The sequence below is a fragment of the Serinicoccus sp. CNJ-927 genome (assembly GCF_001942435.1).
Classification (GTDB): domain Bacteria; phylum Actinomycetota; class Actinomycetes; order Actinomycetales; family Dermatophilaceae; genus Ornithinicoccus; species Ornithinicoccus marinus.
This window is the reverse complement of sequence record NZ_MKKF01000005.1, coordinates 1-22,402: the sequence shown is the minus strand read 5'-3', so window position 1 is coordinate 22,402 and position 22,402 is coordinate 1. Positions and strand designations below refer to the sequence as shown.

At 72.9% G+C, this 22,402-nt stretch carries 23 protein-coding genes; 11 read left to right on the top strand and 12 right to left on the bottom strand.

What is annotated here, in order from left to right; translation table 11 throughout:
* Positions 1–17 precede the first annotated feature (17 nt).
* Positions 18–1,058 (top strand): diacylglycerol/lipid kinase family protein, encoded by a 1,041-nt coding sequence (locus BJF86_RS02085; protein ID WP_075816770.1) that lies wholly within the window; start codon positions 18–20, stop codon positions 1,056–1,058.
* 112 nt (positions 1,059–1,170) lie between these two features.
* Here the strand turns inward: BJF86_RS02085 and BJF86_RS02080 are convergent, their stop codons facing one another.
* Positions 1,171–1,611: a DUF4446 family protein gene (locus tag BJF86_RS02080; RefSeq protein ID WP_083652647.1), complete on the bottom strand. Its 441-nt coding sequence runs from the start codon at positions 1,609–1,611 to the stop codon at positions 1,171–1,173.
* A gap of 224 nt (positions 1,612–1,835) precedes the next feature.
* Here BJF86_RS02080 and BJF86_RS02075 point away from each other — a divergent pair, with 224 nt between their 5' ends.
* Complete coding sequence (locus BJF86_RS02075; RefSeq protein WP_075816769.1) at positions 1,836–3,155, top strand: hypothetical protein; 1,320 nt, start codon at positions 1,836–1,838, stop codon at positions 3,153–3,155.
* Complete coding sequence (locus BJF86_RS02070) at positions 3,062–3,901, top strand: hypothetical protein (RefSeq protein ID WP_075816768.1); 840 nt, start codon at positions 3,062–3,064, stop codon at positions 3,899–3,901. Before BJF86_RS02075 ends, BJF86_RS02070 begins: the two co-directional genes overlap by 94 nt.
* On the opposite strand, the gene BJF86_RS02065 is transcribed toward BJF86_RS02070, so the two are convergent.
* Positions 3,816–4,739 (bottom strand): glycosyltransferase family 2 protein, encoded by a 924-nt coding sequence (locus tag BJF86_RS02065; RefSeq protein WP_075816767.1) that lies wholly within the window; start codon positions 4,737–4,739, stop codon positions 3,816–3,818. The two genes, BJF86_RS02070 and BJF86_RS02065, sit on opposite strands and share 86 nt — an antisense overlap.
* Before the next feature lie 31 nt (positions 4,740–4,770).
* Positions 4,771–5,673: a DUF5926 family protein gene (locus BJF86_RS02060; RefSeq protein ID WP_075811728.1), complete on the bottom strand. Its 903-nt coding sequence runs from the start codon at positions 5,671–5,673 to the stop codon at positions 4,771–4,773.
* A 38-nt stretch (positions 5,674–5,711) separates the two neighbouring features.
* On the opposite strand from BJF86_RS02060, the gene BJF86_RS02055 reads away from it, so the two are divergent.
* Both BJF86_RS02055 and lgt read left to right on the top strand, forming a co-directional pair.
* Positions 5,712–6,824, top strand: a complete 1,113-nt coding sequence (locus BJF86_RS02055) for a 3-hydroxyisobutyryl-CoA hydrolase (RefSeq protein WP_075811726.1) — start codon at positions 5,712–5,714, stop codon at positions 6,822–6,824.
* Between the two features lie 54 nt (positions 6,825–6,878).
* On the top strand, positions 6,879–7,748 hold the full coding sequence (gene lgt, locus BJF86_RS02050) for a prolipoprotein diacylglyceryl transferase (protein WP_075811724.1): 870 nt from the start codon (positions 6,879–6,881) through the stop codon (positions 7,746–7,748).
* Positions 7,749–7,799: 51 nt separating this feature from the next.
* Here lgt and BJF86_RS02045 read toward each other — a convergent pair whose 3' ends face one another.
* The 7 genes from BJF86_RS02045 to BJF86_RS02020 all read right to left on the bottom strand — a co-directional run bounded on the left by BJF86_RS02045 (position 7,800) and on the right by BJF86_RS02020 (position 15,618).
* Positions 7,800–9,368 (bottom strand): UDP-N-acetylmuramoyl-L-alanyl-D-glutamate--2,6-diaminopimelate ligase, encoded by a 1,569-nt coding sequence (locus BJF86_RS02045; protein WP_075816766.1) that lies wholly within the window; start codon positions 9,366–9,368, stop codon positions 7,800–7,802.
* Between the two features lie 70 nt (positions 9,369–9,438).
* Positions 9,439–11,034: an alpha-amylase family glycosyl hydrolase gene (locus BJF86_RS02040; protein ID WP_237768042.1), complete on the bottom strand. Its 1,596-nt coding sequence runs from the start codon at positions 11,032–11,034 to the stop codon at positions 9,439–9,441.
* Positions 10,926–11,429, bottom strand: coding sequence for a hypothetical protein (locus BJF86_RS18550; RefSeq protein WP_237768041.1), 504 nt, complete (start codon positions 11,427–11,429; stop codon positions 10,926–10,928). Before BJF86_RS18550 ends, BJF86_RS02040 begins: the two co-directional genes overlap by 109 nt.
* Positions 11,430–11,497: 68 nt before the next feature.
* Positions 11,498–12,361, bottom strand: coding sequence for a carbohydrate ABC transporter permease (locus tag BJF86_RS02035; protein ID WP_075816765.1), 864 nt, complete (start codon positions 12,359–12,361; stop codon positions 11,498–11,500).
* Positions 12,358–13,554 (bottom strand): carbohydrate ABC transporter permease, encoded by a 1,197-nt coding sequence (locus BJF86_RS02030; protein ID WP_075816764.1) that lies wholly within the window; start codon positions 13,552–13,554, stop codon positions 12,358–12,360. Before BJF86_RS02030 ends, BJF86_RS02035 begins: the two co-directional genes overlap by 4 nt.
* Positions 13,551–14,885 (bottom strand): ABC transporter substrate-binding protein, encoded by a 1,335-nt coding sequence (locus tag BJF86_RS02025; RefSeq protein ID WP_321166130.1) that lies wholly within the window; start codon positions 14,883–14,885, stop codon positions 13,551–13,553. Before BJF86_RS02025 ends, BJF86_RS02030 begins: the two co-directional genes overlap by 4 nt.
* 214 nt (positions 14,886–15,099) lie before the next feature.
* Entirely contained in the window at positions 15,100–15,618 is a 519-nt protein-coding gene (locus BJF86_RS02020; RefSeq protein ID WP_075816762.1) for a SprT-like domain-containing protein, read from the bottom strand.
* A 54-nt stretch (positions 15,619–15,672) separates the two neighbouring features.
* Between BJF86_RS02020 and BJF86_RS02015 the strand changes: the two genes are divergently transcribed.
* Both BJF86_RS02015 and BJF86_RS02010 read left to right on the top strand, forming a co-directional pair.
* A complete protein-coding gene (locus BJF86_RS02015; RefSeq protein ID WP_075816761.1) occupies positions 15,673–16,059 on the top strand; it encodes a DUF6394 family protein in 387 nt (128 codons plus the stop codon).
* An 18-nt stretch (positions 16,060–16,077) separates the two neighbouring features.
* Positions 16,078–17,859, top strand: coding sequence for a potassium channel protein (locus BJF86_RS02010; protein ID WP_083652646.1), 1,782 nt, complete (start codon positions 16,078–16,080; stop codon positions 17,857–17,859).
* A 33-nt stretch (positions 17,860–17,892) separates the two neighbouring features.
* On the opposite strand, the gene BJF86_RS02005 is transcribed toward BJF86_RS02010, so the two are convergent.
* Positions 17,893–18,420 (bottom strand): DUF3806 domain-containing protein, encoded by a 528-nt coding sequence (locus BJF86_RS02005; protein ID WP_158068348.1) that lies wholly within the window; start codon positions 18,418–18,420, stop codon positions 17,893–17,895.
* Positions 18,421–18,484: 64 nt separating this feature from the next.
* On the opposite strand from BJF86_RS02005, the gene BJF86_RS02000 reads away from it, so the two are divergent.
* From BJF86_RS02000 to BJF86_RS01990, 3 genes are all read left to right on the top strand, one after another.
* Positions 18,485–20,467 (top strand): acyltransferase family protein, encoded by a 1,983-nt coding sequence (locus tag BJF86_RS02000; RefSeq protein ID WP_083652645.1) that lies wholly within the window; start codon positions 18,485–18,487, stop codon positions 20,465–20,467.
* Between the two features lie 49 nt (positions 20,468–20,516).
* Positions 20,517–21,020 (top strand): DUF427 domain-containing protein, encoded by a 504-nt coding sequence (locus tag BJF86_RS01995; protein WP_075816760.1) that lies wholly within the window; start codon positions 20,517–20,519, stop codon positions 21,018–21,020.
* A 137-nt stretch (positions 21,021–21,157) separates the two neighbouring features.
* On the top strand, positions 21,158–21,637 hold the full coding sequence (locus BJF86_RS01990; RefSeq protein WP_075816759.1) for a hypothetical protein: 480 nt from the start codon (positions 21,158–21,160) through the stop codon (positions 21,635–21,637).
* Between the two features lie 107 nt (positions 21,638–21,744).
* Here BJF86_RS01990 and BJF86_RS18545 read toward each other — a convergent pair whose 3' ends face one another.
* Positions 21,745–21,987 carry a LysM peptidoglycan-binding domain-containing protein gene (locus tag BJF86_RS18545; protein WP_237768040.1) on the bottom strand — a complete coding sequence of 81 codons (243 nt, stop codon included), beginning with the start codon at positions 21,985–21,987 and terminating at the stop codon, positions 21,745–21,747.
* Here BJF86_RS18545 and BJF86_RS18540 point away from each other — a divergent pair.
* A partial coding sequence (locus BJF86_RS18540; protein ID WP_237768039.1) for a hypothetical protein occupies positions 21,968–22,402 on the top strand: 435 nt, incomplete at its 3' end. The genes BJF86_RS18545 and BJF86_RS18540 overlap by 20 nt on opposite strands.

Here is a 22,402-nt window from a genome sequence, read left to right as displayed (position 1 = left end):
GCGGTTACCCTCGGCCCATGGTTTCTTCGCGCCGCGCTGCGGTCATCGTGAACCCGACGAAGTTCGAGGACGTCGAGGCCGTCCGCGGCCGGGTGACGCGGGTCTGCGAGCGACGGGGATGGGACGAGCCGCTGTGGCTGGAGACCACGGCCGAGGATCCCGGGGTGGGGCAGACGCAGGAGGCGCTGGAGGCCGGCGTCGACCTCGTGTGCCCGCTCGGGGGCGACGGCACGGTGCGCACCGTCGGGTCCGGGCTCGCCGGGACGGGGACGGCGATGGGCCTGCTGCCCGGTGGCACCGGCAACCTGCTGGCGCGCAACCTCGACCTGCCCGTCGACTCCGTGGAGGAGGCGCTCGAGGCCGCCCTCACCGGCACGAGCACCCCGATCGACACCTGCCGGCTCGAGCTCATCCGGCCCACCTCGGCCCAGCTCGCCGACCGGCTGGAGGACGAGGACGACCCGGCGCGCAACGTCGACTTCGACGACGCCGTGGACCAGCGCGACGACGAGGACGTGCGCGAGGAGCACCGCTTCCTGGTCATGGCCGGGCTGGGCTTCGACGCCGAGGTGATGGCCTCGGTGCCGGAGAAGCTCAAGGCGCGGGTGGGCTGGACGGCCTACCTCGTGGCGGGACTGCGGCACCTCAAGGGCCCGCAGTTCACCATCGACCTGCGGCTCGACGGCGCCGACCCCACGCACCGCCGCGTGCGCTCGGTCATGGTGGGCAACGTCGGCAAGCTGCAGGGCGGGATGGAGCTGCTGCCGGACGCGATCGCCGACGACGGGACCATCGACGCGGTGCTCCTGTCCCCCGAGGGCATCGTGGGCTGGGCGGCGACGATCGCCCAGCTCAGCACCCGGCGCAAGATCGGCCACAAGCGCGTGGACCACTTCCAGGGCCAGGAGGTCCGGATCGTCTCGGACAAGCCGGTCGAGCTGGAGATCGACGGGGACCCGCTGGGCTCGGCCCTGGCGATCCGGGTCCAGATCGACCCGGGCAGCCTGCTCGTGCGCCTGCCGAGCTCCTCCCGGGCCGTGCTCCACCGCCCCTCCTGACCGTTAGTCCCCTCCCCCCGACCGAACACCCCTTCGGTCCGCCCCTCGCCCCGGCCCGACACCCCTGGTGTCCGGTCGATCCCCCGACCGGACACCTTTCCGGTCCGACGCGTCAGTCGTCCTGGCCGGTGCGGGCGGCGTCGAGCGCCTGGCGCTCCTCCGGGGTCAGCACGATCTCGGAGTCGCCGCCGACGATGCCCTTGGCGTAGGTCCGGCTCTCGCCACGAGCATGGATCGAGCTGATGACCATGCCGTCGCCGGTGTCGTCGACGACGGCGGCGGAGAAGCTCATCCGCCCGCCCATGTCGCCGAAGGCGTCGTAGCGGACCACGGCCACGTGTCGCAGCGCCTGCGCGAGGTCGCCGCGCAGCGTCGTGAGCTCGGCCTCGAGCGCCTCGATCCGCTCCCGCTCCGGCGTGGTCGGCGCCCCGGCCTCCACCAGCTGGGTCAGCCGGCGGTCCACCACGCGCAGCCGCCGCCAGGCGATGGCCGCGACCAGCAGGGCGAGCGCGGCGACCCCACCGGCGATCCAGGCGAGCAGCTCGAGGTCCACGCGCTCAGGGTATGCGCTCCCCCACCTCCGCGACGCCGGGCATACCGAGCACTGTGGTCACCCGACCCGCACCTCGAGCACGCCTGTGCAGCAGCGTGCGTCACAGGCGTGCCCCCGAGCACGCGTGGGACGCACGGGGACGCACCGAGAGAGGCACACGCGTGCGTCCGCGCAGGTCATCGCTCGTGCAGGCCGTCGTGCGACCATGCATCCGGAGGTGAGGCATGGGACGGCGAGCCCTGGGGTGGACCCTCGTCCTCACCGTGCTCGGCTCCTGGTGCCTGGCGGCGCTGGCCGTGGTGGCGGGGGTCGCCCCGGCGCAGGCGCCCGCGACCCGTCCGCTGCCGGAGGCGAGCGACGGACCGGTGGTGCTCGTGGGCATACCGGGACTGACCTGGGACCTCGTCGGCGACTCCACGCCGACGCTGCATCGGCTCGCGGAGCAGGGCGGGTCGGCCGCGCTGGTGCTCCGCGGCCCGGACGAGGTCACCTGCGCCGCCGACGCCTGGCTCACCGTGGGGGTCGGGACCCGCACCGACCGCGAGGCGCTCGGCTGCGGGGTCGACGCCACACCGGTGTGGGACGGTGCGGGGGCCCGCGAGCCGGATCTCTCCGCGCTGACCGCACCGGCGCGGGCAGGTGGCACGTGCGTCACCACGCACGGCCTCATCGCAGAGCCCGGGCCCGGAGGTCCACCGGTGCTGGACACCGACACCGCCGGCCTGCTCGCCCTCCCCGCGCTCGACCCCGACTGCCGGATCCAGCTCGTCGCGGCAACGCCGGTCTACGAGAGCGACCGGTCGGAGGTGCTGGCCGACCTCGACACCGCGCTGGCCGATCTCGTCGACCAGGTCGAGCGGCGAGACGGCATCCTCGTGGTCAGCGGCATGGGCCAGACGACGTCGGACGCGCGTGCCCAGGCACTGATCGTCGCGCCCACCTCCCACGGAGCCACCCCGTCCCTGCTCACCTCGGGCTCCACCCGTCAGGCCGGCCTCGTGCAGCTCGTCGACCTCACGCCGACCCTGCTGCAGCTGGCCGGTCTCGAGCCCGGCACCGACGCCCTCCCCGGCGCGCCGGTGGCCGAGACTCAGCGGCATCACGATGCGCCCGCCACCGCTGCTGCGGACCTCGCCGACGCCGTCAGCGACGCCCAGCGGCTCGCGCCCTGGACCCTCGGCGCCCTGGCCCTGATCCTGCTCCCGCTCGTGGCCCTCGGCGCGGCCGTCCGGCGGTGGGGACCCGACCACGCGCCCGGCCTGCTCACCGGCAGCGCCTGGTGCTCATGGCCCTGCCGCCAGCCACCTTCCTGGCCGGTCTCGCCCCGTGGTGGCGGGCCGAGCAGCCGTGGCCCACGCTCGTCGCCCTCATCCTCGGCGCCGCCAGCCTCCTCGCGCTGCTCGCCCGAGGTGTGCCGGGCGCCCGGAGATCCCCGCTGGCTCCACCCGCCGTGGTCGCCACCCTCACCCTCGTCGTCCTGGGGATCGACACGCTGTGGTCGTCCCGCCTCGGGCTCGTCGGTGTCCTGGGGCTGCAACCGGTGACGGCGGGCCGGTTCTACGGCCAGGGCAACGTCGGCTACGGCATTCTCCTGGGGAGCACGCTGGTCCTCATGGCCGCGCTGCTGACCTGGCTGCCGCGGCGTGCGGCGGCGCTCCCCGTCGCCCTGCTGGGCGCTGGCGCTCTGGTGCTCGGTGCGGCTCCCCAGGCGGGCGCCGACTTCGGCAGCGTGCCGGCGACCGCGGTCGTCACCGGGCTGGTGCTCCTGGCCGCCCTCGGGGTCCGGTGGACCCCGCGCTCGCTCCTGCTGGTAGCCGGTGGGGCCGCCGTGCTGGCGGCGCTGGCGATGGTCCTGGACTGGCTGCGCGGGCCGGAGCGCCGCACGCACCTCGGCGCCTTCGTGCAGGCCGTCCTCGACGGTCAGGCCTGGGGCATCGTCACCCGTAAGCTGGAGCAGAGCGTCGGCATCCTGGTCAGCTATCCGCTGTCCTGGCTCGCGGTCCTCGCGCTGGTCGGGCTGGCGGTCCTGCTGGTGCGCCGGCCGGCGTGGTCCCTCCCGTTGTGGACGCACGCCGGGGTGGCCCCGGTCGCCGCCGCAGCGGTGGCGGGTATGGCGGTGGCCTGGGTGCTCAACGACTCCGGGATCGCGGCGGTCGCCCTCTGCATCGCCGTGCTCCTGCCCGCGGGCGCGGTGGTCCTCGCGCTCAGCCCTGAGGTGGCTGGCGGCGGCGCCACTCCGCACGAGCCCGGTCCAGCAGCGGACGACCGTGCCGCTGCACCTGGTCGCTGACCTGCTCGGCCGCCCGCCTGGCCGCCGGGACACCCTTCTCGCGTGCCGTCTGCGCCAGGCGCGACCCCTGCTCCCGCACGATGCGGCTGCCCTCGAGCCCGCCGTCGCGCACCTTGTCCGGCACGCCGGAGCGCTCGGCCAGCGCGAGCGAGACGTCGGCGAGCTGGCGGGCCCGGTGCATCTGCGAGGCCATGTCGCGGCCCGTGGCGCGGTGCCGCACCTCGCAGGGCACCTCCAGCACCCGGCCTCCCGCCCGGACGACGTCGACCGTGAGACCGACCTCGACTCCCCAGCCGCGGGCGAGCGGCGTGGCATCGATGAGTGCCTCGCGGGTGATGCACCGCTGGCCGGACAGAGGTTGCGAAGGCTCCCAGCCGGTGAGCCTGGCGATGCCCGCGGCGGCGGTGCGGACGACCAGCCCCAGCCCTGCCGCCCCCTGCTGAGGCGGCAGCACGGCGATCGTCATGTCGGCCTGCCCGGTGATCACCGGCGTGATGATCGGTCCGAGGCCGGCCGCCGACCCCTCGAGGTCGGCGTCGACGAAGAGCAGCGGGGCGCCGGGCATGAGCTCGTGCGCCCGCGCCGCCCCGGTGGTGAGCGCCGCCGCCTTGCCCCGGTTGCGCTCGTGCCGGACCACCTCGACGCCGCCGGCCCACTCCGCGACGTGCGCCGTCTGGTCCACGGACCCGTCGTCCACGACGACGATCGCGCCGACCGCGGGGAGCTGCCGCAGCCCGGCGATCGTCGCCCCGACGCGCGCCTCCTCGTCCTTGGCCGGGACCACGGCGACGACCTGTCGCTGCAGCACGCCCTCCAGGGGCCCCTCCACGCTGCTCATCCCGTCTCCCGTCCTCGCCCTCGACCCCGCGTCAGCGCAGGGTGACCTGCCGGGAGACCAGCGCGCTGCGGGCCCGGCGCTCGGCGTCGGTGAGCGGCTCGTCCTGCGCCAGCGCCGCGTCATACCTGCTCTGCAGCGCGGCGAGCGCCTCCGCGTGGTCCTCCGCAGCGCTGTCCGCGGGCACCTCGAGCACCGGGACGAGCACCCCGCAGGCCCGGAAGGCGCCGATGAGGTCGGTGCCCTCACCGAGCGTGTGCTCGCCCGCCGCCTGCAGCCGGGCGAGCGCCTGCAGCGCGGTGTCCTCGTCCTGGCCCAGGATCCAGCGGATGTAGGAGCGGCCGGACATGTGGCACCAGTAGGCCGTCCGGGCGCCCTCGACCCGCGTCATGGGGACGGCGGTCTCGTTCATCTGCTCCAGGGCGGCGGTCATCTCCTCGGTCGCGTCCTCGCCGAGCCAGAAGCCGAAGTCGTCGTGGACCTGCACGTCCAGCTCCTGCCCCTCGGGCAGCACGTCCTGGAGCCGGGGGGTGTCGGCCGTCGCGGGACGCACCGAGTTGACCGAGGTGCCGGGCTCGCTGGCGAGCGCGGTGAGCGCCGACGCCACGATGTCGCGGGAGGCGTCGCCGCTGGAGGTCCGGGACTGCAGCGCCACCAGAACCTCGCCGGAGTCGCGGTGGATCGCGGGCATCGCCGCCGGCAGCACGGTCACCAGGGTGACCGGGTGCTCCCCGGCCTTCACCTCGGTCCCGGCGACGGTGGTGCCTTCGGGCACGCTCAGCGTGACCTCGGCGGAGGCGGCGGGCAGGATCTCGCGCATGGCCACCCACTCGCTCTCGCCCGCGAGCCCGTCGAAGGGGCGCGCGACGAAGGGTGCGGGACGCGCCTTCGGGGCGCTCTGACCGGACTGGCGCTTCTTGCGTGATGCCTTACCCATAGCCGGGGAGTCTACGTGCGCCGTGAGAGCCTCGACGCATGCGCGACGACGACGTCTCCCTGTCCTGGCAGCCGGCTCCCGGTCGCGGCGAGGAGGTCCTGTATGCCCTCGACGGGCCGCTCGGCCGGGTCCGGCTCAACCGGCCGCGCGCGATCAACGCGCTCGACCGGGCCAGCATCGACTCGCTGCTGCAGCAGCTGCGGGACTGGGCGCAGGACGAGCAGGTGGCCGCTGTCGTGATCGACGGCGCCGGCGAGCGCGGGCTGTGCGCCGGGGGTGACGTGCGCGCGCTGCGCGAGGCGGTCCTGGGCGGTCGTGAGCAGGAGGCGGTCGACTACTGGGAGGCGGAGTATGCCGTCGACGCCCTCGTCGCGTCCTACCCCAAGCCCTACGTCGCCTGGATGGACGGCATCGTCATGGGCGGCGGGGTCGGCGTCTCGGCGCACGGCTCGGTCCGGCTCGTGACGGAGCGGACCCAGCTGGCCATGCCGGAGACGATCATCGGCTTCTTCCCCGACGTGGCCGGGCTGCACCCGCTCTCCCGCGCGCCCGGAGAGACCGGGACGCACGTCGCGCTGACCGGTGCGCCGGTCGGTGGGGCCGACGCCGTGCTCCTCGGGATGGCCGACGCCCTCGTGCCGTCCGCGGCGAAGGCGGACCTGCTCGCCGCGCTGCGCGAGGACCCCACGCTCGACGCCCAGGCTCTCGCCGCGGCCGTCGACGCCAGCCACGACAGCAGCCCGGACTCCCCGACCGGACACCCCTCCCGTCCGGACCCCACCTCCTGGTTGGAGCAGCAGCGCGGCTGGATCGACCCCTGCTACGCCGGTGAGGACGCCGCCGCGATCCTCCGGCGGCTGCGCGAGCGGACCGAGCCGGAGGCGCAGGGGGCGGCAGAGCAGGTCGCCGCGCGGTCACCGCACTCGGTAGCGGTGGCCCTGGAGGCCCTGCGCCGCGCCGCGACGATGAGCGTCGAGGAGGTGCTCGAGCAGGATCTGCGGCTCGGGCCGGTCTTCGCGACCCACCCCGACTTCGCCGAGGGCGTCCGTGCCCAGCTCGTCGACAGGGACCGGCAGCCGCGCTGGCAGCACGCCTCGGTCGCCGACGTGCCGCGCGAGGAGGTGCTGGCCGCCTTCGGCGACCGCCCCTGACCCGCCCGGCCGGTCGGGGGGAGCGCGTCCAGCCGCGCCCGCTAGGGTCGGCGGGTGTCGTTCCTGACCCACCTCGCCCACCTCTCCGCGAGCTCGGCCGGCGAGGACTCGCCGCTGCGGTGGGAGGACCTCGGGCTGACCCAGGGCATCGACCTGGGCTTCTTCACGCTGCGCTACTACGCGCTCGCGTATGTCGTCGGCATCCTGCTCGGCTACTGGCACTTCAACCGCATGTCCAAGGCCCCGGGCAGCCCGATCACGCCGCGTCAGGTCGACGACCTCATGATCGGTGTGATCTTCGGCATCATCATCGGCGGGCGCCTCGGCTACGCGACCTTCTACAACCCCTCGCTGTGGACCTCGTGGGAGATCCTCATGCCCTGGAACGGCGGCATGAGCTTCCACGGCGGTCTCATCGGTGTCCTCGTGGCGATGGCGTGGTTCTGCTGGCGGCAGAAGCTGCCGCCGCTGCGGGTCACCGACTACATCGCGGTCAACGTGCCGATCGGCATGATGCTGGGCCGCATCGCGAACTTCGTCAACGGCGAGCTCTGGGGCCGCCCCAGCGACGTGCCCTGGGCCATGGTCTTCCCGGGCGCCGGCGAGGAGCCACGGCACCCCAGCCAGCTCTACGAGGCGGCGCTCGAGGGCGCGCTGCTCATCGTCGTGCTCTTCTGGCTCTTCTGGCGGACCCGCGCCCGGTGGCGGCCCGGCCTGCTCGCCGGGGTCTTCGCGATCGGCATCGGCCTGGCGCGCTTCGTCGTGGAGTTCTTCCGCGAGCCGGACGCCCAGCTCTCCGAGTTCGCCGCCGCCACCGGTCTCAACATGGGCCAGTGGCTGACCATCCCGCTGCTCGTCGCCGGTCTCGTGCTCGTCGTGCGCGCGCTGCGGCGGCCGGAGGTGGAGCAGGTCACGGTCCCGTAAGAGTCGTCACCCTTCACGACTGCCACGGGACGCTCTGCTCGGCACAACCCCTCAGTCCCGCTCGCGACGCCGCGCCGCGAGCGCGCGGCGGGCCTCCTCGATCTCCTCCCACGGCACCAGCTCGGTGCCACGCTCCATCGTCTCCTCCGGGCCCTTGCCCGCGAGCACGACGGTGTCGTCGGCGCCGGCCTCGCGCACGGCATACCGGATCGCGTCGGTGCGGTCGCCGATCGAGACGAAGTTGTCCCGCCCGGCCTCGCGCGCGCCGCGCTCCATCTCGTCCAGGATGTCCTGCAGCGGCGTGGTGCGGTGGTCCTCCTCGGTGAAGACGACGCGGTCGGCGTGCCCGGTGGCGACCCGCCCCAACGGTGCCCGCTTGGAGGGGTCCCGCGGCCCGCCCGCCGATCCGAGCACGACCCAGAGCGCTCCCCGCGTCGTCACCCGCACGGTCGCCAGCGCCTTCTCCAGGCTCGGTGGGGTATGCGCGAAGTCGACGATGACGCGCGGCTCGCCGTCGCGACGCTCGACCATCTCCATCCGCCCCGCGACCCCGCCGAAGCTCGCCAGCCCCGCGACCAGCTCCTCGAGCCCTACCCCCGTCGCCGCGACCCCGGCCATCGCGGCGAGCGCGTTGGCGACGTTGAAGCGCCCGATCATCGGCAGCCGCGCCGCCGCGCTGCCCTGCGGCGCGTGCACCGTGAAGGTGATCGCGTCCGGGCCCTCCTCGACGTCGGTCGCCCGCCAGTCGGCGTCGTGACCCTCGGCGGAGTAGGTGCTCACCGTGCCCCCGTCTGCGGTCGCGAGCGGCACGAGCTGGTCGAACCACGGGGTGTCCTCGACGTTGAGCACGCTGTGCCGCGCGCGCTGCACCAGCCGCGCCTTGTCCGCGAAGTACTGCTCCATCGAGCCGTGGAAGTCGAGGTGCTCGCCGGTGAGGTTGGTCCACATGGCGACGTCGTAGTCGACCCCGCGCACCCGGTCGAGCGCGAGCGCGTGGCTGGAGGACTCGACGACCGCGTCGCTCGCCCCGGCCTGCACCATGTCGCGCAGGATCTGCTGGACCTGTGGCGCCTCGGGCGTGGTGAAGTGCGAGGGCGGCTGCCGCAGCACACCGTCGGGCAGCTCGTAGCCGATCGTGGACAGCAGCCCGGTCGGCCGGCCGCACGCGCGCAGCAGGTGCAGCGCCAGGCAGGAGGTCGTCGTCTTGCCGTCGGTCCCGGTCACGCCGATGACGCTCAGCGCGTCGCTGGGGCGACCGGCGATCGCGGTGGCGGCATCGGCCAGCGCCGGTCGCACCGCCTCGACGCGCAGGTAGGGCACCGGGCAGGTGGCGCCCTCGGGCAGACCCTCACCGATGACGGCGACCGCGCCGCGCGCGACGGCGTCGGCGATGAAGGTATGCCCGTCGAAGCGGGCGCCGCGCACCGCGACGAAGGCGTCGCCGGGGCGGATCCAGTCGGCCTGGTGGCTGACGCCGGTCACCTCGGTATCGCCGAGGTCGCGGTCGCTGGGGCCGTCAGCGGCACGGTCGCCGTGGCCGTCGGAGTCGCGGTCGTCGGGGCCGTCGGCGCCCGCGCGGTGGTCGGCACCGAGGGTCGCGGCGAGGTCGCTCAGTCGCATGGCGTCACAGTATGCGCCCGGCCCAGGGACGACCGGCGCACCCGCCGTCGGTGCGTGGGTGCGTCGGTGGTCAGGGGCGGACGAGCCAGACCGGCTGGTAGGTAGAGAGGTAGAGCGAGCCGTCGGGCTGCAGGCTCGGCGGGTAGCCGTTGAGCGCGTCGATCGAGGCCTCCACCGACAGACCCTGCTCGCGCAGCCACCAGCCCGGCACGCTGCGACCCTCGGCAGTGAGGTTGTAGAGCCCGACCATCGGCCCGACCGGGTGCCGGCGCAGGACGACGAAGACCGCCGGGTCCGGCGCCGCGACGACGGTGGCCCCGACGCTGGCGTGCAGGTGCGGCAGCGCGGCGCGGGCGGTGGCCAGGTGGCGCAGACCGGCGAGGACCCGGCCCTCGGGGGACTCCGGGTCGGCGTGCGCCGCGGCGAGCCGGGCCGGGTCGAGCCGCGGCCGGTGCACCCAGCGGTTGTCGTCGGCGTGCTCGGTGACCGCCGCCCAGTCCGCGTCGTTGAGGGTCGCGATCTCGTCGCCGGACCAGATGACCGGCAGGCCGCCGAAGCCGTAGACGATGGCGTAGCCGAGCAGCAGCCGGGCCACCGCGTGGTCGACCGCCACCTGGGCCTCCTCGATCGCCTCCTGCCCGACCGCCTCCTGCTGGCGGGCCAGCGCCTGCTCCAGCCCGGCGAGGCTCGCGGCGGCGCCGGAGATGCGCTTGTCCCCGGTCGCGGGGTTGTGCTGGAAGACCAGCCCGTCCGACCACGACCCCTCGAAGTCGCCGGAGTAGTAGTCCGACAGGAACGTCCGGTGGCCGTGCCCATCGGCCATGACCGAGCGCGCGTCGTCGTCGTCGATCGCCCACCCGATGTCGTCGTGGCATCGCAGGTAGGTGATCCAGGCCGTGCTGGCCGGGACGACCGGGAAACGGCCGAGCGCGTGCGTGGCCAGCCGCGCGTCCGCGCTCGCCAGCATCGACCAGATCTGCACCATGAGGCTGTTGTGGTAGGCGAGGTCGGACACCTTGCCGTGGTGCCGCCCCTGGCCGAGGTAGTGCACGACCTCGTTGGGCCCGACGATCGCCTCGGCCTTGAAGATGAGCGCCGGGGTGGCGATCCGCGCGAGCGATCGCAGCGCCTGGGTCAGCTGGTGCACCTCCGGCTCGTTCTGGCAGGAGGTCCCCATCCGCTTCCAGATGAAGGCGATCGCGTCCAGGCGCAGGATCTCCACGCCATGGTTGGCGAGGAAGAGGATGACCTCCGCCACCTCGGCGAAGACGTCGGGGTTGTCCCACGCGAGGTCCCACTGGTAGCTGTTGAAGGTGGTCCACACCCACCCGTCCAGCTGCTCGTCGAAGGTGAAGTTGCCGGGCGCGAAGTCGGGGAAGACCTCGGGCAGGGTGCGCTCGTAGGCGTCCGGTACCTCGCGGTCGGGGTAGACGTGGAAGTAGCGTCGGTAGCGCTCGTCCCCCGCGCGGGCGGCGCGGGCCCACTCGTGCTCGGCGGCGACGTGGTTGAGCACGAGGTCGAGGCACAGGCTGATCCCCCGCGACCGCAGCTCGGTCGTCAGCTGGCGCAGGTCGGCCATCGTGCCCAGGTCGGAGCGGATCGCGCGGTAGTCGGCGACCGCGTAGCCGCCGTCGTTGGGCGCCGGACGGGGCTGCAGCAGCGGCATGAGGTGCAGGTAGCCGACGCCGAGGTCGCGCAGGTGGTCGGCCAGCCCTCCCAGCGCGGACAGCGTCCCTCCGGGGTGAGGCGCTCGGCATACCCGGCGTAGCCGACCAGGTCCGGGCGCTGGAACCAGTCGGGCTCCAGCGAGCGACGCTCGTCGAGCAGGTGCAGGTCGTCCTCCCGCTCGAGGTATGCCCTCGCCGCCAGCTCGAGGGCACGCGCGGCGAGCGCGGGCGGGTCGGGGTAGGGCGCCAGGCCGGCCACGAGCTCGTCGAGCCGGCGGGCGACGCGCAGCGCGAAGGTCGTCCGGCGGTGCTCGGGCAGCGGCGCGAGGATCGCCTCGAGCCGGGAGCGGGCACCTGCCGGGAGTGCCACGGGCCAGGGGAGTTCCTGTGTCACGGACTCATCCCACCACACGACGAGGGCGGGGGTGGCGTGCGCCACCCCCGCCCTCGTCGTGCATCCGGTCAGCCCTTGACGGCGCCGCTCGTCATCCCGCGCACCAGGAAGTTCTGGAGCAGGAAGAAGACGATCATCGGCAGCACCATCGAGATGAAGGCGCCCGCGGTCAGCAGCTCGGCGCCCTGACCCTGGGTGCCCAGCAGCTGCTGCAGCTTGACGATCACCGTGGTGTTGTCGTTGGAGAGGAACAGCTTGGCGATGAGCAGGTCGTTCCACACCCAGAGGAACTGCAGGGTGGCGAAGGCCGCCATCGCCGGCATGGCCATCGGGGCGACGAGCTTCCAGAAGATCTGGAAGTTGGAGCACCCGTCGATCCGCGCCGACTCGACCACGCTGAACGGCAGCGAGGACATGTAGTTGCGCAGCACGTAGATGCACAACGGCATACCGAAGCCGGTGTGCAGCAGCCAGACCGCGAGGTACTGCCCCGCGATGCCGATGCCGTTGGGGCCGAACAGGTTGAGCAACGGCTGGAAGGCCACGTGGATCGGCACCACCATCACCGCGACGATGATGATGAACAGCGTCTCCTTAAAACGGAACTGCAGGAAGGTGAACGCGTAGGCCGCGAAGGCGGCGAACATGATCGGGATGATCGTCGCCGGGACGGCGACGACGATCCCGTTGAGGAAGGCGTTGCCCATGTCGGCCTGCTGGAAGACCTGGACGTAGTTGTCCAGCGTCCAGGAGGTCCCGAACGGGTTGACGATCGCCGACCACCAGCCGCTGCTCTGCGCGTCGTCCCGGCTGCGGAAGCTGGTGACGAGCAGACCGAGCGTGGGCAGCGTCCACAGGATCGCCAGCACCAGCATGGTCACCATCGAGAACGGGCTGCGCTGGCGCCCGTCCTTGAGTCGTCCGGCGCTCATCGCATGGCCTCCTGCTTGCGGAAGTCCCTGACCTGGTAGATCAGGATCGGAATGATCGCGACGAGCAGCACGACGATGAGGGCGGTCGCGCGGCCGGCGTCACGGTTGGTGAACATCTCCCGGAAGAACATGTTGGCGATGACGTCGGTGTCGTTGCGCCCGTTGGTGAGCACGTAGACGATGTCGAAGACCTTCATCACCAGGATGAGCACGGTGATGAAGACGGTGACGATCGTGCCCCAGATCTGCGGGATGATGACCTGCCAGAAGATCTGCCACTCCGAGGCGCCGTCGATCCGGGCGGCCTCGATGGTGTCCTCCGGCACGCCCTTGATCGCCGAGCTCAGCAGCACCATCGCGAAGCCGGTCTGCAGCCAGATGAGGATGACCATGAGCAGCAGGCTGTTGAGCCGGGCGGTGTCGATGTCGAGCCAGCTCTGCGGCTCTCCGCCGAACCAGTTGACCCAGATCGCGTTGAGCGCCGCGGTCTGCGGCGAGCCGGGCGGGTTGTAGCCGTAGACCGTGGTGAGCCAGATCGCCGAGGCCGCGACGAAGCTGATCGCCATCGGCATGAAGATGAAGCTCTTGGACCACTTCTCGCTCCCTGCCGAGAGCTTGTCGGCGAGCACCGCGACCACGACGCCGAGCGCCACGGTGATGGCGGGCACGATCGCGATCCACAGCAGGTTGTTGAACATCGCCGACCAGAAGTCGCTGCTCCGGAACAGGCTGGCGAAGTTGGCCCAGATCGGGTCGACGTAGGCGGTCGACGTGCGGTTGGCGAAGCTGTAGTGGATCGTCTGCAGCGTCGGGAAGAGCAGCATCAGCCCGATGAGGGAGAAGCCGGGCAGCAGGAAGGCGTACGGCATCACGCCGTGCTCCAGCCGCCGCGGCAACGCCTCGATCGCCATGTTGAGGAACCAGAAGAGGACGGCCGCGCCACCGACCCCGACCACCAGGCCCAGCACACCCATGAGGATCTTGCTGTCGAAGAACCACTGGGGGTAGTAGGCGAAGGCGAGGAACAGGTTGAGCATCAGCCAGATGGTGACGGCGATCCCGACGACACCGATGAGCAGCTTGACCGGCTGCAGCCCGGCGTCCGAGGGGCCGACCGCCTCCGGTACCCCGCCGGTGTCCGGAGCCTCTGGCACCTCCTCCCCGACGGGAGGGGTCGACGAGGTGGTGCTCACTGGTCCTCGCCCTCCTCGTCCATCGGCTCGTCGGACTGCGGCCAGCCGTTCTCGATCTCGTCCGCCATCTCCTGGGCGGAGGCCGAACCGCTCTGGAAGTCGACCATGCCGGTCCAGAACGAGCCGGAGCCGACCTCACGCGGCATGACGTCGGAGCCGTCGTAGCGGAAGACGTCGGAGGTGTAGCCCATCTCGGCGATCTGGCGGGTGGTGTCGTCGGGGTAGAGCGAGGCGTCGAAGGAGGTGTGCGGGCTCAGCCAGCCGCCCGCCTGCGCCCAGGGACCGCCGAACTGGTCGGAGGCCAGGAACTCCATCACGGCCGCCGTGTCGGTGTCGTAGGTGAAGGCCGCGGCGAGGTCACCGCCACCCAGGATGGGCTGACCGTCGTAGCCGTCCGCCGCGGGCGGGAAGGTAAAGATGCCCACCTCCTCGTCGAGGTTCTCCTGCACGTCCTCGGGGAAGAAGCCGGTGGCGAAGTTGCCCTGCCGCATGAGGTAGCAGCCGGGGTCCTCGTCGAAGGCCGGGGTCATCGCGTCGGCGAAGGGGGTGTTGAGGATGCCGCGCGACCCACCGAGCACGTCGTCATCCGTGGCCAGCTCGCCATAGGCCTGCACCGCCTCGACGACCCGCTCGTCGTTGAACGGGATGCGGTGGTAGATCCAGTCGTCGTAGACGTCCGGCCCGTGCAGCCGGAGCATGTACTCCTCGACCCAGTCGGTGCCGACCCAGCCGGTGGCCTGGTCGGACTGCCAGCCGATGCACCAGGGCGGCGTGTCCGTGTTCTCCTGGATCTGGGCGGCGAGCTCGTCGAGCTCCTCGAGGGTCGCGGGCTCGGCGTCCCAGCCGTTCTCCTCGAAGGCCTGCTTGGGGTACCAGACGATCGACTTCACGGCCATGCGCATCGGCGCGGCGTAGACCCGGCCGTCGTAGCGCGCCGAGTCGAGGAAGCCGTTGACCAGGGTGGACTCGATCTCGTCGTAGTCCAGCATGGAGTCGATCGGCACCAGGGCGCCTCGCTCGGCGAGGCTCAGCACGCCACCGGGCTGCGGGAAGAGCCCGATGTCGGGCAGGTCGCCGGCGTCGGCACGGACCTGGATGGTGTTGGTGAAGTCCTGGTCGGAGACGTACTGGACGTCGATCCCGGACTCCTCCTCGAACTCGGCCAGGGAGGCGTTGAACTGCTCCTCCTCGTCACCACCGAAGGCGCCCAGGATGCTGACGACCCCGTCGCCCTCCTCCGGCTCGGCCCCTACGCCGCCGAACCCACCGCCGGTCGCGGCCTCGGGGTTCTGCAGGCACCCGGTGAGGGTCAGCGCTGCGGCCGCCGTCACGGCCGGCACCGTGGCACGTCGCCACCTCGTCGTCGCCACCATTGGCTCCCTTTCTGCTCCGTCTGTGCTCACGTGGCCACCTCAGGGCAGGGGCTCATCACACGCACAACTCCTCGGAACCTAGCCCACACGCGCCCCGTGCGACACCCTTTCAGGTCACGCTTTGGTCACGGAACAGACCACTTCGCCGGCCCTGCGTGACGTGCACCTGACGTCACGTCAACGCTTCGAGCGAGCGCAGCGTCTGCCGCACCACCGGACCCAGCTCCGCGTGGTCGACCGCTCGCCCGTCGTGGGTCCACGAGATGACCCGCTGGAGCGGGGGCATACCCCGGCAGCGGGTGCACACGAGCACCCTCGTGGGGCGCCGGTGCCGGTGCACGACGTGCCCGGCCGCGCACCGCCCCTGCCACCGGCCGGCGACGGCCGGCCCGTCCGGCGCGGCGTAGCAGCGCTCACCGCTCGAGCCGATCGCCCGCGCCCGGGCCCGCCACACCGCGTCGTGCCCGTGACCGGGCCCCACCAGGGCGTGCGCGATCTCGTGCAGCAGCGTCTCCCGCACCTGCGCCGGCTCGTGCGCCGCGGTGACGTGCCTGCTCAACGTGATGCGCCGGTCCTGCCAGTGGCACGCCCCCGCCCGGACCTTCGCCCGGTCCAGACCGAAGCTCCACCCGCGCAGCCCGTGCTCCCCCATCAACCTCCGGGCCAACCGGCCCGCCTCCTCCAGATCCATACCGCACATCCTAGAAAGCAGCGCCGACAGACCTGCGGCGTTATCGTCGTGGGTGTGAATCTCGAGAAAGTCGTGTTCGGTTTCTTCGTGCTGCTCGCCGCCACCCTGAACTTCGGCTACGTCCTCGGCGACATCGACAACCCCAGGCTGCACAACGTCTACGAGCTGTATGCCGCCGTGGTCGTCAACATCATCGCCACGATCCTCAAGTTCGGCGACCGCACCCAGATCGGCGCGGTGCACCTCGCGACCTCGCTGGTGGCGAGCATCCAGCTCATCGTCGCCGCCCTCGTCTGGATCTGGGCCCGGCACGTCGACCCCGGCGGCCTCACCGGCCAGCACATGAGCAGCGTGGTCTCCATCGCGGCCGGTGCCTTCCTGGCCAACGTCGTCTCGATCATCCTGCTCGTCGTCGAGACCGTCTCCTACCGCCGCCGCTGACCGGCATACCCGGCGCCCATGGCCAACCTCCTGCAGCTCCTCGGTCGCGGCAAGCCCGCGCGCCCGCGCCCGGACTCGCTGCGCCGCTACCGCGTCGACGTGCCGGCCGAGCTGCCGACCACCGACGCCGTCTTCATGGTGCTGCGGCGGATGCGGGCGCCGCTGGTCGTGCTCGTCAGCGTCTTCGCGATCATGACCTTCGGGCTGAGCACCATGCCGGGGACGGAGGAGAACCCGGACCGGCTGACCGTCTTCGACAGCTTCTACGTCATCAGCTACACCGGGCTGACCATCGGCTACGGCGAGGTGCCGCACGAGTTCAGCTACGCCCAGCGGCTCTGGGTGACGCTGACGATCTACGCGGCCGTCGTCGCCTGGTCCTACAGCATCGGCGCCCTGCTCTCGCTGTCGCAGGAGCAGACCTTCCGCCAGGCGCTGCGGCTGCAGCGCTTCGGTCGCAAGGTGCGCAGCATCCAGACACCGTTCGTGCTCATCGTCGGCTACGGCCAGGCCGGTGAGGCGGTCTGCCGCGCGCTGGAGGACCAGGGGCGCGACTTCGTGGTGCTCGACGAGAACCCGGACCGCATCCAGCAGCTCGCGCTGGACGGCTACTCCAGCGACCACCCCGGCTTCGCCGCGAGCGGGCGCGACCCGCGCATGCTGGGCATCGCGGGGCTGGCGCACGACCACTGCGAAGCCGTGCTGGCGCTCACCGACAGCGACGAGACCAACCTGTCGGTGGTCATGTCGGTCAACCTGCTGCGCCCCGAGCTCATGGTCATCGCCCGCTGCAGCGACCGCGAGCACGCCCAGCAGATGCACGACTTCGCGGCCGACGTCATCATCAACCCGTTCGACCGCTACGGCGCCTACCTCGTGATGGCGCTGCGCCGTCCGGCCGGCTTCCGGCTGGCGTCCTGGCTGATGAGCAAGCGCGGCTCGGTCCTGCCGCACCGGCTGCACCACCTGACCGAGGGGCAGTGGGTCGTGTGCGCCGACGGCACCTTCGGCTTCGAGGTCACCCGGGACCTCGAGAGCGCGGGGCTGGACGTCATCCTGCTCGACCCCGCCGACGGGCGGCCGGACGTCTCCGACGCGGTCGGCTTCATCGCCGGTGCCGAGTCCGACATCGTCAACATGGCCAACGCGGCGCACGCGCGGATCGAGAACGACCAGCTCTTCATCGCCGTCCGGCAGAACTCCGCGACCAACGCCGCCCCGTTGCAGGCCTTCGACGCCGACTCGGTCTTCATCCCCACCGAGCTGCTGGCGCGCGAGGCGGTCGCCCGGATCACCTCCCCGAACTACTGGAGCTTCATCGACCACGTGCTGCACGAGGACGACGAGTGGGACCGTCGGGTGATGGACGAGATCGTCGCGGTCGTCGGCGACGAGACGCCGATCTCCACCCGGCTCGACCTCGACTTCACCAATGCACCGGCGGTCGTCCGCTGGCTCACCGAGCACGAGCTCACCCTCGGGGACCTCGTCCGCGACCCGGACGAGCGCGACGTCCGGCTCGCCGTCTACCCCGCGGTGCTCGTCCGCGCCGGCCGCCGGATCTTCACCCCGGGCATGGAGCAGACCCTCAAGGAGGGCGACACCCTGCTCCTCCTCGGCCGCGAGGTGGACCTGGCGGTCATCCGCTCCACGATCTTCCACGACGCCGCGGTGGAGTATGTCGCGACCGGTCGCGAGGTCGCGACCTCCTGGGTCATGCGGCGGGTCCAGAAGCTGGCCGGCCGCCCCAAGGACCCGGCGCCCCGCGCCCCGGTGCCCCCGCCCGACGACGAGGGCTGAGGGCCCCGGCCAGGCAGACCTGGTCGACCGGGCTCAGCGGCTTCGTACCTCGACGATGTGCCCGACCACCTTCGGCACCCAGCCGCTCTCCCGCCGCATCCAGCGCACCGCCACGAGGTTGGCCGGCACGACCACGAAGTCGCCCGCGCAGACGGCCAGGTCGGTGCCGAAGACGTCGGTCACCACCTCCCAGGCCAGGTCGGTCCGGCGGTGCAGGTGCTCGCCCACGGCCATGGCATACCGCTCGACGATCTGGTCGTGGCCCCCGTCGCGCCGCTGCACCCAGGCCGCGAGCGCGCGGTCGAGACCGGCCCCGACGGAGGTGAGGTCGTCGACGTCCACCCCCTCGGCCTCCACCGCGGCGACGCCGGCGTCGATCCGTGCCCGCTCCGCCTCGTCGATACGGCGCGACTCCGGCGTGAGGGGGAGCTCCTCGACGCTGCTCTCCCCCGGGTCCGGCAGCGCGCGCACCCGCGGCTCGTCCTGACCCGCCCGGGAGCGGCCGAACAGCTCGCGGACCCGGCCCAGCCGACCCACGCCACGGCGCTCTCGCTCACCCATTCGTGCAGCGTAGTGGCTGCCCGTAGGATGCGCGCTGACCGAGGAGAGGCGGGGCACCTTCCCCATGCGCGCAGACATCCAGACGCTCCGGGCGGTGGCGGTCGTCCTGGTGCTGCTCTGGCACGCGGGGGTCCCGGGGCTGACCGGAGGATATGTCGGGGTCGACGTCTTCCTCGTGGTGTCCGGCTTCCTCATGACCCAGATCCTGCTCACCGAGGTGCAGGAGCAGGGCCGGCTGGACCTGCCACGGTTCTACCTGCGCCGGGCCCGGCGGCTGCTGCCCGCGGCGGGCGTCACGGTGTTCGGTGTGGCGCTGATCACCGTCGCGCTGCTCCCGGTCACCCGCTGGCGGGAGATCGCCGGGGACGTGGCGGCGAGCGCGGTCTACCTCGTCAACTGGCGGCTGGCGCAGCGCTCCGTCGACTACCTCGCAGCGGACTCCCCACCCTCGCCGCTGCAACACTTCTGGTCGCTGGCGGTGGAGGGGCAGTTCTACCTCGTCTGGCCGGTCCTGCTGGCGCTCGTCGCGCTGGTGCCCGTGCGCCGGCTGCGAGCGGCTGGGCGGGTCGCGCTGCTAGCCGGCCTCCTCGGCGCACTCTCGCTCGGCTGGTCCGCGTGGCTGTCGGAGGCGGACCCCGGCCGCGCCTACTTCGTCACCACGACGCGGGTCTGGGAGCTCGCGCTCGGGGCGGTCCTCGCGTCGCTGTGGCCGTGGTGGGCGGCCCGAGCGACCGGACGCACGGTGGCGCTGGTCCTGGTCTGGGGCGGCCTGGCCGCGGTGCTCGCCTCGGCCTTCCTGCTCGACGAGGCGACCGCCTTCCCCGGGACCGCCGCGCTGCTGCCCACGCTGGGGACCGTGGCGGTCCTGCTCGGCGGGCCCTTCGTCACCGGCGGCACCCGCGGGGTGCTGGCCTGGAGCCCGGCGCAGCGGGTGGGCGACTGGTCCTACTCGCTCTACCTCTGGCTCTGGCCGTTGCTCGTCGCGGCGGCGGGCCTCACCGAGGGTGGCGAGCTCGGCTGGCCGGTCGGGCTCCTCGTGGTGGGCCTGTCCTTCCCCGTCGCCTGGCTGTCCTACCGCTTCGTCGAGCAGCCCTTCCGCGGGCGGCTCCCGCGTGGCTCGGTGCGGGTCACCGCCCGCCGCCTCTCCCGGTGGGTCGTGGGGTATGCCGCCGCCTGCCTCGTCTGCGCCGCGGCGGTGGTGGCGTCGGTCCCGGTGCTCGGGCCCGGTGGTCCGCTCTCCCCCGCGGCAGCGGTGGAGCCGAGCCCGGTCGAGGCCCGGCACGATGCCTACACCCCGTTCTACGACGGCTGCGACACGCTCCCGGGCGCCGAGCGCGCGACCGTCTGCGTCGACGGGGACGTCGGCAGCACCACCCGGGTCGTGCTCGTCGGGGACTCGCACGCGGCCATGTGGATGCCGGCGCTGGCCGCGGCCGGTGCCGAGCGCGGCTGGCGGGTGGAGCTCATGGCGCACACCGGCTGCCCGGCGGCCGACGTCATACCCATGACCGGGGAGCGGCCGAAGTGGGTCTGCCGCGAGTGGCTGCAGGAGGTGACCGCCGCCGTCGCCGAGGACCCGCCGGACCTCGTCGTCACCGCGCAGGTGCCGATCCCGCGGCTGTGGATCGAGGACGCGGTGGTGCCCTCGGCGCAGGTAACCGAGCCCATGGCGGCGGGGATGGTGCGGGCCTGGGACGGGCTCGGCGCCGGCGGGTCCGCACTGGCGACGATCCGGCCGACCCCGCGCTTCGACGTCGACGTGCCCGAGTGCGTCGCCGAGCAGCCCAGACAGGTCGACCGCTGCGGCCGCACCGCCGCGCAGGCCCTGGCAGCGGTGTCGGCCCCGGTCGACCGTGCGCTCGCCGACGCACCGCAGGTGCTCGCGGTCGACCCGGGCGACCGGCTCTGCCCGGAGGGGTGGTGCCCGGCGGTCGACGACGGGGTGCTCGTCTGGACCGACACCAACCACCTGAGCCGCACCCGGTCCCTGGAGCTGGCCGCACCGCTCGGCGAGGCGCTCTCCCCAGCCCTGCCGGACCGCCGCTGAGCCGTGCGTCGGTTGGGCAGCGGCCCGTCCGCCGCCCTATGGTCGGGGTATGCCTGCACCGACCGAGTCCGTCTGGGACTATCCGCGACCGCCCGCGCTCGACACGAGCGGCGGGGAGCACGTCGTGATCCGGGTCGGTGGGCAGACGATCGCCGAGACCGTCGCGGCGATCCGGGTGCTGGAGACCTCGCACCCGCCGACCTACTACCTCCCGCTCGGGGCCTTCGTCACCGGGACGCTGCAGCCGGCGCGGGACAATCGGCGCACGACCTGCGAGTTCAAGGGGTCAGCCACCTACTTCGACCTGGTCGTCGACGGGCAGCGGCTGAGCCGGGCGGCCTGGACCTACCCCGACCCGGCTCCGGGCTTCGAGGAGATCGCCGACTACGCCGCGGTCACCCCGGGGGTCGTGGACGGCGCGACGTCCCCCGACGACGGCTGCTTCGTCGACGGGGAGCGCGTGGTGCCGCAGGAGGGCGACTTCTACGGCGGCTGGATCACCTCGCGGGTGCAGGGTCCGTTCAAGGGCGGCGCCGGCACGCAGGGCTGGTGAGACCCCCGCGGTGACCCCGCGTGGGCGTGGGAGACCATGACTCCCCGCCCCGGCCCTCCCCTGTCATCACGTGGTCGAGGCGGCTCCCTGCCGTCCACGACGGACGGCCTCCCACCCGATCCAGGAGGATTCCACCGATGCGACGTGCCCTGACCGTGGCCACCGTGATGAGCCTGGCGGTCCTCACCGCCTGCTCGGCCGACGACGAGAGCACCACCCCGAGCGAGACCCAGGAGGGCACGACCGCCAGCGAGGAGGCCGCGCCGGAGCGCGAGGTCGCCGACGACCCCGTCTGTCAGGACTTCCTCGCCGGTCAGGGCACCCCGCTGGACGAGCGGGCGGCCACCCAGCTGGAGGTCGTCGCCGCGGGCGACGACCTCGACCCGGTCTCCTTCTCCGAGGTGACCCTGCTCTCCGGGCGGCTGTCGACGCTCGCGGAGGGCGCCGACGGCGACCACGCCGCGCTGCTCGAGCGGATCGACGCCCCGCTCGTCGAGGTCAACGACGCCGTCGTCGAGGCGGGCACCCGCACCGAGGACGTCATCGACATCCCCGACGTCGACACCACGGACGCGCAGGCCGCGCTCGAGGAGCTCGTGAGCACCTGCAGCGCCTGAGGCGACCCGGGTATGCCGGTGGCCCGGCCCCGCGATCCACGCGCGGGAGCACGTGGAGGGCGGTGCCGGGCCACTCAGCTGTCCCGCCGCTGCGGCGGGGAGGGCGGTCAGCCGAGGTGCAGGACCTGGCCCTCGAGGATGAGGTCGGGGTCGGCGATGTCGTTGGCGGAGACCAGCGCGTCGATCGAGACGCCGTGCGAGGCCGCGATCTTCGCCAGGGTGTCGCCCCGCTCGACCGTGTAGCTGCCGGCGCCCGTGGCGGCACCGCCGGCGGGGACGAGCATGACGTCACCGGCGTAGATCAGCGCCCCGCCGTGCGGCAGGTCATTGATGCCGACGAGCTCGTGCACGGTCGTGCCGTGGTCGGCGGCGATGGTGCCGGTGGTCTCGCCGCGCTCGATGACGTGCTCGCTCAGGGCGACGGCCTGCGCCGGGGCGGCCGGCTGGGCCTGCTGCGGCGCGGCCTGCTGGGTCTGCTGCTGCGGCGCCGGCTCCGGCTGCGCGGCTGCGCCGGGCCGGCTCGGGCTCGGCCGGCTGCTGCGGCGCCGGCTCGGGCTGCGCCGGGGCGGGCTCGGGCTCGGCGGGGGCCGGGCCGCCCGCGGTGAGGCCGGCCTCGACCGTGCCCCGTCCGGCACCGAGCGTCACGGCCTGGGCACGCAGATCGTCGAGGCCCTCATCAGCGACCTGGCCAACGACCACGCCTGGAAGTCCAACCCGTGGAGCTGGACGGTGCAGTGGCGGCCCACGCTCTTCTACGCCGAGTGG

Excerpts from the sequence above, each read along its gene's own strand:
- BJF86_RS02085 (WP_075816770.1), top strand. The coding sequence starts at position 18 with ATGGTTTCTTCGCGCCGCGCTGCGGTCATCGTGAACCCGACGAAGTTC.
- BJF86_RS02075 (WP_075816769.1), top strand. The coding sequence starts at position 1,836 with ATGGGACGGCGAGCCCTGGGGTGGACCCTCGTCCTCACCGTGCTCGGC.
- BJF86_RS02065 (WP_075816767.1), bottom strand. The coding sequence starts at position 4,739 with ATGAGCAGCGTGGAGGGGCCCCTGGAGGGCGTGCTGCAGCGACAGGTC.
- BJF86_RS02060 (WP_075811728.1), bottom strand. The coding sequence starts at position 5,673 with ATGGGTAAGGCATCACGCAAGAAGCGCCAGTCCGGTCAGAGCGCCCCG.
- BJF86_RS02055 (WP_075811726.1), top strand. The coding sequence starts at position 5,712 with ATGCGCGACGACGACGTCTCCCTGTCCTGGCAGCCGGCTCCCGGTCGC.
- BJF86_RS02045 (WP_075816766.1), bottom strand. The coding sequence starts at position 9,368 with ATGCGACTGAGCGACCTCGCCGCGACCCTCGGTGCCGACCACCGCGCG.
- BJF86_RS02040 (WP_237768042.1), bottom strand. The coding sequence starts at position 11,034 with ATGCCGCTGCTGCAGCCCCGTCCGGCGCCCAACGACGGCGGCTACGCG.
- BJF86_RS02035 (WP_075816765.1), bottom strand. The coding sequence starts at position 12,361 with ATGAGCGCCGGACGACTCAAGGACGGGCGCCAGCGCAGCCCGTTCTCG.
- BJF86_RS02020 (WP_075816762.1), bottom strand. The coding sequence starts at position 15,618 with ATGGATCTGGAGGAGGCGGGCCGGTTGGCCCGGAGGTTGATGGGGGAG.
- BJF86_RS02010 (WP_083652646.1), top strand. The coding sequence starts at position 16,078 with ATGGCCAACCTCCTGCAGCTCCTCGGTCGCGGCAAGCCCGCGCGCCCG.
- BJF86_RS02005 (WP_158068348.1), bottom strand. The coding sequence starts at position 18,420 with ATGGGTGAGCGAGAGCGCCGTGGCGTGGGTCGGCTGGGCCGGGTCCGC.
- BJF86_RS02000 (WP_083652645.1), top strand. The coding sequence starts at position 18,485 with ATGCGCGCAGACATCCAGACGCTCCGGGCGGTGGCGGTCGTCCTGGTG.
- BJF86_RS01995 (WP_075816760.1), top strand. The coding sequence starts at position 20,517 with ATGCCTGCACCGACCGAGTCCGTCTGGGACTATCCGCGACCGCCCGCG.
- BJF86_RS01990 (WP_075816759.1), top strand. The coding sequence starts at position 21,158 with ATGCGACGTGCCCTGACCGTGGCCACCGTGATGAGCCTGGCGGTCCTC.